Annotated in this window: 11 protein-coding genes; 7 read left to right on the forward strand and 4 right to left on the reverse strand. The window is 71.6% G+C overall.

Going from position 1 to position 13,009, the window contains the following annotated elements; genetic code table 11:
- Positions 1-125 precede the first annotated feature (125 nt).
- The 4 genes from NE235_RS08480 to NE235_RS08495 all read left to right on the forward strand — a co-directional run bounded on the left by NE235_RS08480 (position 126) and on the right by NE235_RS08495 (position 2,676).
- Positions 126-302 (forward strand): hypothetical protein, encoded by a 177-nt coding sequence (locus NE235_RS08480; RefSeq protein ID WP_252800427.1) that lies wholly within the window; start codon positions 126-128, stop codon positions 300-302.
- 67 nt (positions 303-369) lie between these two features.
- The gene (locus tag NE235_RS08485) at positions 370-948 is read left to right on the forward strand and encodes a DUF3000 domain-containing protein (protein WP_252800880.1); all 579 of its coding nucleotides are present in this window, start codon (positions 370-372) and stop codon (positions 946-948) included.
- A gap of 23 nt (positions 949-971) precedes the next feature.
- A complete protein-coding gene (locus NE235_RS08490; RefSeq protein ID WP_252800882.1) occupies positions 972-2,195 on the forward strand; it encodes a ribonuclease D in 1,224 nt (407 codons plus the stop codon).
- Positions 2,185-2,676 (forward strand): GNAT family N-acetyltransferase, encoded by a 492-nt coding sequence (locus NE235_RS08495; RefSeq protein ID WP_252800429.1) that lies wholly within the window; start codon positions 2,185-2,187, stop codon positions 2,674-2,676. Before NE235_RS08490 ends, NE235_RS08495 begins: the two co-directional genes overlap by 11 nt.
- A gap of 21 nt (positions 2,677-2,697) precedes the next feature.
- Here the strand turns inward: NE235_RS08495 and NE235_RS08500 are convergent, their stop codons facing one another.
- Positions 2,698-3,504 (reverse strand): polysaccharide deacetylase family protein, encoded by an 807-nt coding sequence (locus NE235_RS08500; protein ID WP_252800884.1) that lies wholly within the window; start codon positions 3,502-3,504, stop codon positions 2,698-2,700.
- Between the two features lie 223 nt (positions 3,505-3,727).
- On the opposite strand from NE235_RS08500, the gene efeU reads away from it, so the two are divergent.
- The 3 genes from efeU to NE235_RS08515 all read left to right on the forward strand — a co-directional run bounded on the left by efeU (position 3,728) and on the right by NE235_RS08515 (position 8,028).
- Positions 3,728-4,588: an iron uptake transporter permease EfeU gene (gene efeU, locus NE235_RS08505; protein ID WP_252800432.1), complete on the forward strand. Its 861-nt coding sequence runs from the start codon at positions 3,728-3,730 to the stop codon at positions 4,586-4,588.
- 150 nt (positions 4,589-4,738) lie between these two features.
- On the forward strand, positions 4,739-5,941 hold the full coding sequence (locus NE235_RS08510; RefSeq protein ID WP_252800434.1) for a thiolase family protein: 1,203 nt from the start codon (positions 4,739-4,741) through the stop codon (positions 5,939-5,941).
- Entirely contained in the window at positions 5,938-8,028 is a 2,091-nt protein-coding gene (locus NE235_RS08515) for a 3-hydroxyacyl-CoA dehydrogenase NAD-binding domain-containing protein (RefSeq protein WP_252800436.1), read from the forward strand. The genes NE235_RS08510 and NE235_RS08515 overlap by 4 nt, the downstream gene beginning before the upstream one ends.
- Positions 8,029-8,079: 51 nt before the next feature.
- On the opposite strand, the gene NE235_RS08520 is transcribed toward NE235_RS08515, so the two are convergent.
- From NE235_RS08520 to dxs, 3 genes are all read right to left on the reverse strand, one after another.
- Positions 8,080-9,435 carry an FAD-dependent oxidoreductase gene (locus tag NE235_RS08520; protein WP_252800438.1) on the reverse strand — a complete coding sequence of 452 codons (1,356 nt, stop codon included), beginning with the start codon at positions 9,433-9,435 and terminating at the stop codon, positions 8,080-8,082.
- Between the two features lie 52 nt (positions 9,436-9,487).
- Entirely contained in the window at positions 9,488-10,957 is a 1,470-nt protein-coding gene (locus tag NE235_RS08525; RefSeq protein ID WP_252800440.1) for an amino acid permease, read from the reverse strand.
- Between the two features lie 67 nt (positions 10,958-11,024).
- Complete coding sequence (dxs, locus tag NE235_RS08530; RefSeq protein ID WP_252800441.1) at positions 11,025-12,923, reverse strand: 1-deoxy-D-xylulose-5-phosphate synthase; 1,899 nt, start codon at positions 12,921-12,923, stop codon at positions 11,025-11,027.
- Positions 12,924-13,009 lie beyond the last annotated feature (86 nt).

The raw sequence follows: 13,009 nt of genomic DNA on the forward strand, positions 1-13,009 counted from the left end.
GGGGCAGGGGCCCTACGTCCGTTATGAGAATCTTCAGGACACGCCGAGCGAGGTCCTGCGATCACGGCGGGGCGCATGCGAACGTGTGAACGCTCCCCTGCCGAATCGAGGGAGGTCACCGAGAGATGGCCCTCACACGTCATTGTTCCGCCTGTGGCGGCGAACGCCGCTTCGAGCAGCCGCCGTGCGCGGACGACCACGGCGCGGACTGCCCCGAGTGGGCGTGTGTGGACTGCGGCATGGCGATCCTGATCGGCGACGCGCCGGAGACCCCGGTCACCGTCCGTTCCGAGGCCGCCTGAGGCTCCCTGTGCCGATGTTCCCGTCAAAGCGTTCCGAGGCGTGCCCGGTGGATCGGCCGTACGCCCGATGACGGCGCGGACCGCCCCCGCGCCGGGACCGTTCCAACGCGTGCTCGAGACCCTGCGCGCCGTCGTCGACGCCGACCCCGCGCGGCCCGAGCTTCTCATCGAGGACATGCCGGCCCCGCAGCGGCTCGCGCCGTACGCCGCGGCGATCATGGCGACGGTGTACCGCGAGGACGACAGTGAGCTCGCCGTCGGCCGCCTGATCGTGCTGTACGACCCCGAGGGGCAGCGCGGCTGGGACGGGGACTTCCGGCTCGTCGCGTACGTCCGGGCCGAGCTGGAGCCGGAGATCGCGGCGGACCCGCTGATCGGCCCGGTCGGGTGGAGCTGGCTGACCGAGGCCCTAGAGGGCCACCGGGCCGGGTACAAGGCCGCGTCGGGAACGATCACCCGTGCGGTGTCGGAGAGTTTCGGGGACAAGGGCGACGATCCAGCGACGACCGAGCTGGAGCTGCGCGCCTCCTGGTCACCGACGAGTGATGATATTGCTGGGCATATCAGTGCATGGTGCGATGTTCTATGTCAGGCGGCCGGCTTGCCGCCGGCGGGAGTCACCTCACTGCCGAGTCCAGGAGTTTGAGCACATACGGTAGGCGCGTGGAAGTGTCGGAGACAGAAGTCGTACCCCTACTCGAACCCCGGGAGGGCATCCCTCCGGTCGTCGAGACCCCGGAGGCGCTGCGGGACGCCGTCGAGCGGCTGGCCGCCGGCGCGGGCCCGGTCGCGGTGGACGCCGAACGCGCGTCCGGCTACCGCTACGGCCAGCGGGCCTACCTCGTGCAGCTGCGCCGCCGTGGCTCCGGCACGTTCCTGATCGACCCGGTCCCCTGCTCCGACCTGTCCGCCCTCGACGCCGCGCTGGCCGGCACCGAGATGGTGCTGCACGCGGCCAGCCAGGACCTGCCGTGCCTCGCCGAGCTGGGGCTCGTGCCGCGGCGGCTGTTCGACACCGAGCTGGCCGGGCGGCTGCTCGGCTATCCCCGCGTCGGCCTCGGCACGATGGTGGAGACCGTCCTCGGCTTCACCCTGGAGAAGGGGCACTCGGCGGCCGACTGGTCCAGCCGTCCGCTGCCCGCCGACTGGCTCCGCTACGCCGCGCTCGACGTCGAGCTCCTGGTCGAGCTGCGCGACGCGCTGGAGCTCGAGCTGGACCGGGCGGGCAAGCTCGAGTGGGCGCTGGAAGAGTTCGCCGCGATCCTGTCCACGCCGCCGAAGGAGCCGCGGCAGGACCCCTGGCGCCGCACCTCCGGCATCCACCGGCTGCGCAGCCGGCGGAGCCTCGCCGTCGTCCGTGAGCTGTGGACGGCCCGCGACCGGATCGCCCGGGACCGCGACCTGTCCCCCGGCCGGGTCCTGCCCGACGCCGCGATCGTCGAGGCGGCGCTCGAGCTTCCCCGCACGCCGGACGACCTGGCGGCGCTGTCGACGTTCCGCGGCCGCAACACGCGACGGCACGCGCCGGCCTGGTTCCGCGCGGTGCAGCGCGGCCGTACGCTCCCGGACGCCTCGCTGCCCGAGCACAGCGTTCCCGGCGACGGGCCACCGCCCGCGCACCGCTGGGCCGAGCGCGACCCGGCGGCGGCCGAGCGCCTCAGCACCCTGCGCGCCGTGGTCGCCGCGCTGGCCGACGAGCACACGCTCCCCACGGAGAACGTCCTGCAGCCCGACACCGTACGACGGCTCGCCTGGGACCCGCCGGAGGACGCGACGCCGGACGCCGTGGGCGTGGTGCTCACCGCCCTCGGCGCGCGTTCCTGGCAGGTCGAGCTGACGGCCACGCCTCTCGCCAAGGCGCTGTCCCGGCTGGCCGCCAAGCGTGACGCCTGACCCGCGGGCCGGTCGGGTCGACCGGATCGTCACCCGGCGTCTCGTCCTGCGCCGGCTCGGCCCCCGCGCCGCCCGCGCGCTCGCCCAGGGCGACCGCGGCGGGCTGGTCGCCGCGCGCGGCTGGCCGACGGACGCGACCGTGATCGTCGCCCACCGGGCGGCCGACGACGCCGAGGCGCTCACCTGGCTGATCCACCACGACGGGGCGGTGATCGGGGAGTGCGGGCTCAAGCATGGCCCGGACGCCGACGGGGTGGTCGAGATCGGCTACGGGCTCGGCGCGTCGTGGCGGTCCCAGGGTTACGGCACGGAGGCGATCCGCGGGCTGCTGGACCGGCTGGCGGAACTCCCCGCCTACCGGCGGGTGACCGCCGAGGTCCACGAGGGGAACCTCTCGTCCCGGCGGCTCCTGGAGCGGCTCGGGTTCTCCATCGACGCCCTCACGCCGCCGTACGTCTGGTACTCCCGATTCCTCCGGTGACGGGCCCCTTCGCTTCCGGGGTCAGAGCTGGACGAAGGACAGGCCGCGGGCCTGGAGCTTCGGGAGGACCTTCCGCAGCGCCTTGATCGTCTCGGAGCGGTCGCCGCCACCGTCGTGGCACAGGAGGATGTCGCCGCCCTTGGCGGCCAGCATGCTGCGCCTGATGTGGGCGGTGCCCGGCCGGGCCCAGTCCCTCGGGTCGATGTCCCAGTCGATCGGCACCATCCCGTGCCGGGCGGCCGAGCCGAAGACCGCCCGCGACCACGCCCCGCCGGGCGAGCGGAAGAACCTCGGGGCGACGCCGGTCGCGTCGGCGATCCGTTCGTGCGCCTCGGTGATCTCCTTGTCGACCTTATGGGACGACATCTCGGCGATCCACAGTGGATGGTTCATCGTGTGGTTGCAGAGCTGGTGGCCCGCCGCGACGATCCGCTGCGCGAGCTTCGGGTACTCCTTCACCTGGATGCCGATCAGCGAGAACGTCGCCTTCACGTCGTGCTCGGCGAGCACGTCGAGCATCTTCGGCGTCCACTCCGGGTGCGGGCCGTCGTCGATCGTCAGCGCGATCGCGTTGGGCGGCGCGTCAGGGAGGATGTCGTGGACCTTGTGCACGGCCTCCTTGCGGCGCGGCACCGGCGTCGGCGTCGGAGGTCTGGGTTTGAGCGTGGGTCTCGGCGTGGGCGACGGGCTGGTGTTGGCGGGCGGGATGACGGCGCGGCCTCGTGCGAGCGGCCGGCGAGGGCTCGCCGGCGCCCCGGTGACCCGGTCTCCGGCGAGAAGAAGCGCGGCGCTCGCCGCGCCGAGGGTCAGCATCCGACGGCGAGTCATCACGTCCCGGAATTCCACATGCCGAACGCTATGACGTTACGGCCGTCGGCGGACGTAATTGATCGGATCGCAACAAGGATCCGGAACCGGGAACGTGACCTATCCGACACCTAAACCGGCTTCTGAGTGACATTCCGGGCTTGCGATCGCGGACCCCCTCCCTCAGACTCGGCTTAGGTTAGCTTTGCCTAACACCCCCGGTCGTCCGAAGGAGCGCGTCCCCTTGTTGCTCGGCAACTTCCTCATCGGCCTGCGCGAAGGGCTGGAAGCCTCGCTCGTCGTCAGCATCCTCATCGCGTACCTGGTCAAGTCGGGCAACCGCCGGGCGCTCGCGCCCGTCTGGGCGGGCATCGGCACCGCCATCGGCATCAGCGTCGCCTTCTGCGTGCTGCTGAGCGTCGCCTCGGGCGAGATGCAGTTCAAGACGCAGGAGACGTTCGGCGGGTTCCTGTCGATCCTCGCGGTCGGCCTGGTGACGTGGATGGTCTTCTGGATGCGCCGGGCCGCGCGGTCGATGAAGGCCGAGCTCGAGGGCAAGCTGGAGGGCGCACTGTCCCTGGGGACCGGGGCCCTGTTCGCCGTGGCGATCCTGGCGGTCGGCCGGGAGGGCCTGGAGACGGCCCTGTTCCTGTGGACCAACATCAACGCCGCCCAGGACAGCAGCGTCCAGCCGATCGTCGGCGCCGTGCTGGGCCTGCTCACCGCCGCGCTGCTGGGCTATCTCCTCTACCGGGGCGGGCTCCGGCTCAACCTCAAGCGCTTCTTCACGATCACCGGCGCGGCGCTCATCGTGGTCGCCGCCGGAGTCTTCGGCTACGGCTTCCACGACCTGCAGGAGGCCGGCATCCTGCCCGGCATCACGTCCCACGCGTTCGAGCCGCACAAGTGGTTCCACGGCATGGGCACCACCGGCCAGTGGCTGCAGACGGCCCTCCAGGGCGTCTTCAACCTGACGCCTCAGGTGACCAAGGTCCAGGCCGTGATGTGGGTGCTCTACGTCGTGCCGGTCATGTTCCTCTTCCTCCGCCCGGCCAAGCCCGCCGCCCCCAAGCCGGGGCAGCAGACCGCCGCCGCGCGCGGCTGATCACGGCTGAGCGCGGCGGTACGCGTACGGTCCCGCCCCGCGGAGGGTCATGACAGGGCCCGGGTTACCCGTCAGTCGTTACTGGCGAGTAACGTAGGGGTAGGAGTACCCAGGAGTGCTCCGCAGGCTCTGTCAGAAGGAGAACCGACCGTGCCCCGTACCGCACGTGACGTGGTCTTCGTCGACGGCGTTCGCACGCCGTTCGGCAAGGCGGGCCCCAAGGGGCTCTACGCCGAGACCCGCGCAGATGATCTCGTCGTCCGCGTGATCCGCGAGTTGCGGAGGCGCAACCCCTCCCTGCCTGCCGACCGCGTCGACGAGGTCGCCATCGCCGCGACCACGCAGACCGGCGACCAGGGCCTCACCATCGGCCGCTCGGCCGCCGTGCTCGCCGGGCTGCCCAAGAGCGTCCCCGGGTTCGCCATCGACCGCATGTGCGCGGGCGCGATGACCGCCGTCACGACCGTGGCCGGCGGCATCGCCTTCGGCGCGTACGACGTCGCGATCGCCGGCGGCGTCGAGCACATGGGCCGGCACCCGATGGGTGAGGGCGTCGACCCGAACCCGCGGTTCCTCGCCGAGAAGCTCGTCGACCCCTCCGCGCTGGTCATGGGGTCCACGGCGGAGAACCTGCACGACCGGTACCCGCATATCACCCGCGAGCGCGCCGACGCGTACGCCCTGCGCAGCCAGCAGAAGGTCGCGGCGGCGTACGAGGCCGGCAAGATCCAGCCGGACCTGGTGCCGATGGCGATCCGCTCGCAGGAGAAGGGCTACGGCCTGGCGACCCGCGACGAGCCGCCGCGTCCCGAAACGACGCTGGAGGGCCTGGCCGGCCTGAAGACGCCGTTCCGGCCGCACGGCCACGTCACGGCGGGCAACGCCGCGGGCCTCAACGACGGCGCGACCGGCTGCATCGTCGCGGCCGAGGACGTCGCGGCCGAGCTGGGCCTCACCGCGAAGATGCGGCTCGTCGACTACGCGTTCGCCGGCGTGGAACCGGAGGTCATGGGCGTCGGCCCGGTCCCGGCCACCGAGAAGCTCCTGGCCCGCAACTCGATCACGATGGACGACATCGGCCTGATCGAGATCAATGAGGCGTTCGCCGTGCAGGTCCTCGCCTTCCTCGACCACTTCAAGATCGCCGATGACGACGCTCGGGTGAATCCCTGGGGCGGCGCGATCGCGCTCGGCCACCCGCTCGCGTCCTCCGGGGTGCGGCTGATGATGCAGCTGGCCCGCCAGTTCGCCGAGCGTCCCGACGTCCGCTTCGGCCTGACGACGATGTGCGTCGGCATGGGCATGGGCGGCACCGTTCTGTGGGAGAACCCGAACTTCGAGGGGGGCAAGTGAGCACGGTGCAGACGTGGCGTTCGCTGCTGGACGCCGGGAACGTCGACCACGACGAGGTCGTGACGCACGCGCGCGTACGCGACGTCGAGCTGCCGTACGGCGCGGGCACGATGGCGCTGATCACGCTCGACAACGGGTTCGACCACACCAAGCCGAACACCTTCGGCCCGCGCGGCCTGCTGGAGCTGGACGACGCCCTCGACCAGGTCGCGGCGCGCGACGACCTCGCGGCCGTCGGCGTGACCGGCAAGCCGTTCATCTTCGCGGTCGGCGCGGACCTCAAGGGCGTGCAGTCCCTGGAGGACCGGGAGCAGGCGAAGCTGGTCGCGCGGCTCGGGCACGACGTGTTCCGCCGGCTCGGGGAGCTGAACGTCCCGTCGTTCGCGTTCGTCAATGGCGCGGCGATGGGCGGCGGCGTCGAGGTGGCGCTGCACTGCGCGTACCGGACGATCTCCTCCGGCGTGCCCGCGCTGGCGCTGCCCGAGTGCTTCCTGGGCCTGGTGCCCGGCTGGGGCGGGACGTACCTGCTGCCCCGCCTGATCGGCGCGGCGAACGCCCTCAAGGTCATCATCGAGAACCCGCTCAACCAGAACAAGATGCTCCGCGGCCCCCAGGCGTACGACCTGGGCATCGCCGACGTCATGTTCGAGCCGGCCGACTTCCTGGAGGAGTCGCTGCGCTGGGCCGCCCACGTCCTGACCGGCGAGGTGACGGTCGAGCGCGCCGAGGTCGACACCGGCAAGGCGTGGGACGACGCCGTCGCGCAGGCCCGGTGGTTCGCCGAGGGCAAGCTGCACGGCGCGGCCCCGGCGCCGCTGCGGGCGCTCGACCTCGTCGCGGCGGCCAAGGACCGCACCCGCGACGAGGGCTTCGCGGCCGAGGACGACGCCCTGGCCGACCTCATCATGAGCCCGGAGCTGCGCTCCGGCCTGTACGCCTTCGACCTGGTGCAGAAGCGCGCCAAGCGGCCCGCCGGCGCGCCCGACAGGTCCCTCGCGCGGCCGGTGACCAAGGTCGGCGTGGTCGGCGCCGGGCGGATGGCCTCGCAGCTGGCCCTGCTGTTCGCCCGGCGGCTGAACGTTCCGGTCGTGCTCACCGACCTGGACCAGGAGCGCCTCGACAAGGGCGTCGGCTACGTCCACGGCGAGGTCGACAAGCTGCTCGGCCGGGGCCGGATCTCGGCGGACGACGCGTCGCGGCTCAAGGGCCTGGTGACCGGCTCGCTGACCAAGGACGCGTTCGCCGACGCGGACTTCGTCATCGAGGCCGTGTTCGAGGAGATGGGCGTCAAGCAGAAGGTCTTCGCCGAGGTCGAGGCGGTCGTCTCGCCCGAGTGCGTGCTGGCCACCAACACCTCCTCGCTGTCGGTGACCGAGATGGCGTCGAAGCTGAAGCACCCCGAGCGGGTCGTCGGCTTCCACTTCTTCAACCCGGTCGCCGTCCTGCCGCTGCTGGAGATCATCCGGGGCGAGCGGACCGACGACGCCGCGCTGGCGACGGCGTTCGCCACCGGCAAGGCGCTGAAGAAGTCCTGCGTGCTGGTCAAGGACGCCCCCGCGTTCGTGGTCAACCGCATCCTGCTGCGGCTGCAGGCGGAGATCCTCAAGACCGTGGAGGAGGGCACGCCGATCGAGGTCGTCGAGCGCTCCACCAACCCGCTCGGCCTGCCCATGTCGCCGTTCGTCCTCATGGGGCTCGTCGGCCCGGCGATCGCGCTGCACGTCGGCGAGACACTGCACGCGGCGTTCCCGGACCGGTTCCCGGTCTCGGCGGGCCTGGCCAAGCTGGTCGCGGCGGGCAAGCCCGGCGTCTACCGGCCGGACTTCACCTTCGACCCGGAGGCCGTGGCGCTGTTCGAGGGCGGCACGTCCCCGTCGACGGAGGAGCAGGTCCTCGCCCGGGCGCTCGACGGGCTCGCCGAAGAGATCAAGATCATGCTGGACGAGGGCGTAGTGGCGGCGCCCGAGGACATCGACCTGTGCCTGATCCTGGGCGCGGGCTGGCCGTTCCACCTGGGCGGCATCACGCCGTATCTCGACCGCACCGGCATCGCGGAGAAGGTCACCGGAGCGCGCTTCCACTCCTGACGCCGATCCGACGCAGGCGCCCCGGCACACCGTGCCGGGGCGTTCGGCGTGTCAGGGCGTGTGCGTGCCGCAGGCGCGGCGCAGGGCGTCCCAGCCGGCGAGCTTGACGCGTTCGCCGCGGGTGAGCGTACGGGCCAGCTCGATCTCCTCGGCGTCGATGCGGAGCCAGTCGTCGTACGTCACCGCGCGGACGTTCCGCGCCTCCAGCAGCCCCTCGATCGACGGGCGCTCGCGGGCCCGGCCGGCCAGGTCGGCGAGCAGGGCGCGGACGGTCTCGGCGGCGTCGGCCTTGTTCGTTCCGATCACCCCGGTGGGGCCGCGCTTGAGCCAGCCGGCGACGTACTCCCCCGGCCTCGGCGCGCCGTCCTCGCCGAGCACCCGCCCGGACTCGTTCGGCACGACGTACGCCCGCGGGTCGAACGGCACGCCGGTCAGCGGGACGCTCTGGTAGCCGACCGAGCGCAGCACCATCCCGACCGGCAGCGTCTCGTAGACGCCGGTGCCGGTGACCCGGCCCTCGGCGTTCAGCGCGGTGCGTTCCAGGCGCAGGCCCTCGACCCGGTCGGTGCCGAGGATCTCCACGGGCCGCAGCCAGAACCGCAGGTCGAGCCGGCGCGGCCGGCCCTCGGCCGGGCGCCCCGCCCAGTCGCGCATGACGGCGACGTTGCCGCGCACGTGCCGGTCGGACTCGGCGAGCGCGGCGCTCGCCGGGTCGAGCTCCAGGTCCTCAGGCCGCACGTGGACCTCGGTGTGCGGCAGCGCGCCCAGCTCACGCAGCTCCTTCGTGGTGAACTTGGCCTGCGCCGGACCACGCCTGCCGATCATGTGGATGTGGCGAACGGCGCTGCCGCCGAGCAGGTCGAGCACCGGCTCGGGCACGTCCGTGGCGCGCAGCTCGTCCGCGGTCTTGGCGAGGATCCGCGCCACGTCGACGGCGACGTTCCCGACCCCGATCACCGCCACCTCGTCGGCGGACAGGTCGACGTCGAGGCCGGCGGCGTCCGGATGGCCGCAGTACCAGTTGACGAAGTCGGTCGCGGCGACGCTGCCGGGCAGGTCCTCCCCCGGCACGCCGAGGTGCCGGTCGACCATGGCGCCGGTCGCGTAGATCACCGCGTCGTAGCAGGCGCGCAGGTCGTCCCGCGTGACGTCGGCACCGAACTCCACGCCGCCGAGGAAGCGCACCCCCGGGTGCTCCAGCACCCGCTGCAGGTAGCGCGCGATCGATTTGATCGACGTGTGGTCCGGCGCGACGCCGTACCGTACGAGGCCGTACGGTGTCGGCAGCCGGTCGAAGACGTCGACGAGTACGTTGCCGTCCGCCTGCTTCACCAGGGCCTCGGCGGCGTAGATGCCCGCCGGCCCGGACCCGATGACCGCCACGCGGAGCGGAGGTGTGTCCGCCACCTCGCCATTGTGCGCACAGGAGGCGCCCCGCGTCAGGACCGGCGGGGCCACATCACCGGGATTCGACCGACGGTTTACCGGCCCTGCTGTGGGCGTACCCGTACCCGAAGTAGATGACGAAGCCGATGAGCATCCAGGCCACGAACCGGATCCACGTCTCCACGGGTAGGTTCAGCATCAGGTAGACGCAGGCCAGGACGGACAGGACCGGAACGAGCGGGGACGCCGGGACGCGGAACGAGCGCTCCAGGTCCGGCCGGGTGCGGCGCAGGAGGACGACGCCGACCGAGACGACGACGAACGCGAACAGGGTGCCGATGTTGACCAGGTCGGCCAGGGCGGACAGCGGGACCAGGCCGGCGATGGCCGCGACGATCACGCCGATGATGACGGTCATCCGGGCGGGCGTGCCGTACTTCGGGTGAACCTTGGCCAGCCACGCCGGGAGCAGCCCGTCCCGGCTCATCGCGAAGAACACCCGGCTCTGGCCGAGCAGCAGGATCAGCACGACGGTGGTCAGGCCGGCGAGCGCGCCGACGCTGACGATCGTGGCGAACCCCGAGTGGCCGATCGCCTTGAACGCGTCGGCGAGGGGCGCGTCGACGCTCAGCTGCCGGTAGTTCTGGATGCCGACGACGACGAGGGAGACGGCGACGTACAGCGTGGTGCAGATGGCGAGCGAGGCGATGATGCCGACGGGCAGGTCGCGCTGCGGCTTCTTGGTCTCCTCGGCGGCGGTGGCGACGATGTCGAAGCCGATGAAGGCGAAGAAGACGATCGCGGCGCCCGCGAAGATGCCGGCCCATCCGTACGTCGACGGCAGAAAGCCGAAGATGACCTGGATCAGCGGGGTCTTCCCGCCGTGCGCCTCGGGCGTGGGGACGGCCTTCGGGACGAACGGGTGGTAGTTGGCGCCCTTGATGAAGAACAGGCCCGCGATGATCACGAAGAGGACGACCGCGATCTTGATCGCGACGATGACGGCGTTCACCCGGGAGGAGATCTTCACGCCGAGGATGAGGACGCCCGTCACGATCAGCACGATCAGCGCCGCCGGGATGTTGAAGGTCGCGTGTTCCCCGGCGACGGACGTGGGGAGGTCCCAGCCGAGGTCGCTGAGCAGCGTTCTGGCGTAGCCGGACCAGCCCACCGCCACGGTCGCCGCCGCCAGCGCCAGCTCCAGGACCAGGTCCCAGCCGATGATCCAGGCGGGCAGTTCACCGAGCGTCGCGAACGAGAACGTGTACGCGGAGCCCGCCACCGGAACGGTCGAGGCGAACTCCGCGTAGCACAGCGCGGCGAGGGCGCAGGCGATGGCCGCGGCGACGAAGGACAGCGCCACCGCCGGTCCGGACTTCTCCTTCGCGACCTCGCCGGTGAGGACGAAGATGCCGGTCCCGATGATGACCCCGACGCCGAAGACGGTCAGGTCCAGTGCGCTGAGATCTCTTCGGAGTCGGTGACCGGGCTCGTCCGTATCTTGAATGGACCGCTCGACCGACTTCGTTCGAAATACATGCACCGGGACTCCTTTGTCGCCCTTTTTGGCCCTCCTCTACCCAGCGTCGGAAAAACTAACGAACGGCTTGTCAGGACTCGGTCGGCTCGAGCACTTCGTCCCTGGCGGTGGCCGCCGTGATGTCCCGGGCGAGCCCCTGCGGGGTCAGCCCCATGTCGGTGAGGACCTGCGCCCGCTTGGCGTGGTCGAGGAACCGGTCCGGAATGCCGAACGTCCGCACCGGCACGTCCACATCGGCGTCGCGCAGCGCCCGCGCCACCGCGTCGCCCACCCCGCCGACCCGGCAGTTGTCCTCGACGACCGCGACGACCCGGTGCGCGGCGGCCAGCGCCGGCAGCTCCGCGTCCAGCGGCTTGACCCAGCGCGGGTCGACGACCGTGACGCCGATGCCGTGCGCGTCGATGGTCCGGGCGGCCTCCACCGCCAGGCCCGCCATCGGGCCCGCCGCGACGATCAGCACGTCCTGCGCGCCCGAGCGGACGAGCACGTCCATCCCGCCGACCCGGTCGACGGCCGGAACGTCCTCGGCGACCGGCCCCTTCGGGAACCGGACCACCGTCGGCCCGTCGGCCACGGCCACCGCCTCGCGCAGCAGCTCCGTCAGCCGCGCGCCGTCCCGCGGCGCGGCGACGCGCAGGCCCGGCACCACCTGCAGGATCGACATGTCCCACATGCCGTTGTGGCTCGGCCCGTCGTCACCCGTGACCCCGGCCCGGTCGAGAACGACCGTGACCGGCAGTTTGTGCAGCGCGACGTCCATGAGCAGCTGGTCGAACGCGCGGTTGAGGAACGTGGCGTACACCGCGACGACCGGATGCATGCCGCCGAAGGCCAGGCCCGCCGCGGACGTCACCGCGTGCTGCTCGGCGATTCCCACGTCGAACGTGCGCTCGGGGTACGCCTCGGCGAACGCGGCCAGGCCCGTCGGGTGCAGCATCGCCGCCGTGATGGCCACCACGTCGGGACGCTCCGCGCCCAGCGCCACGAGCTCGTCGCTGAACACGTTGGTCCAGGACCGGGAGCTCTTGGCGAGCTTGCGGCCCGTCGCCGCGTCGAACAGGCCGGGCGCGTGGAACGCCTCCTCCTCGTCGTTCTCCGCCGGCGCGTAGCCGAAGCCCTTGCGGGTGATGCAGTGCACGATCACCGGCTCGCCGAAGTCCTTGGCCTTGCGCAGCGCGTGTTCGACGGCCTCCTCGTCGTGCCCGTCGATCGGCCCGAGGTACTTCAGGCCCAGGTCCTCGAACATCGCCTGCGGCTGCAGGATGTCCTTGATCCCCTTCTTGATGCCGTGCAGCGCCTCGTACGCCATCGGCCCCACGACCGGCGTGCGCGGCACCGTGCGCTTGATCAGGTCCAGGGCGCTCTCGTACCCCCGCGTCATCCGCAGGTCCGCGAGGTGGCTGGCCAGCCCGCCGATCGTCGGGGAGTACGACCGGCCGTTGTCGTTGACGACGATGACGACCCTGCGGTCCCTGCCCGCCGCGATGTTGTTCAGCGCCTCCCAGGCCATGCCGCCGGTCAGCGCGCCGTCTCCGATGAACGGCACGACGAACCGGTCGCCCTCGCCGCGCAGCTGGTACGCCTTCGCGAGCCCGTCGGCGTACGACAGGGCGGTGGAGGCGTGGGAGTTCTCGATCACGTCGTGCTCGGACTCGGCCTGGCTCGGGTACCCGGACAGCCCGCCGGCCTGCCGCAGCGTGCCGAAGTCCTGCCGCCCCGTGAGCAGCTTGTGGACGTACGCCTGGTGACCCGTGTCGAACAGGATCCGGTCACGCGGGGAGTCGAAGACGCGGTGCAGGGCGATGGTGAGCTCGACCACGCCGAGGTTCGGACCGAGGTGACCGCCGTTCTTCGACGTCGACACCGCGGTGACGAGGAGGTCTCGTATCTCGCCGGCGAGCTGCGGAAGCTGCTCCGGAGCCAGGCGCTTGAGGTCCTCGGGCCCTCGGATCGACTCAAGAAGGGTCACGCGGGTCATCTCCTCGTTTTTTCTGCGGATGCTGATTTTAGTGGCCGCTCGACTATGAGACGCGAAGCCCCTGAGCCGAGTTCACG

Origin of the sequence: Actinoallomurus spadix, assembly GCF_024055725.1 — a bacterium.
GTDB classification, from domain to species: domain Bacteria; phylum Actinomycetota; class Actinomycetes; order Streptosporangiales; family Streptosporangiaceae; genus Actinoallomurus; species Actinoallomurus spadix.

Excerpts from the sequence above, each read along its gene's own strand:
- NE235_RS08480 (WP_252800427.1), top strand. The coding sequence starts at position 126 with ATGGCCCTCACACGTCATTGTTCCGCCTGTGGCGGCGAACGCCGCTTC.
- NE235_RS08485 (WP_252800880.1), top strand. The coding sequence starts at position 370 with ATGACGGCGCGGACCGCCCCCGCGCCGGGACCGTTCCAACGCGTGCTC.
- NE235_RS08500 (WP_252800884.1), bottom strand. The coding sequence starts at position 3,504 with ATGACTCGCCGTCGGATGCTGACCCTCGGCGCGGCGAGCGCCGCGCTT.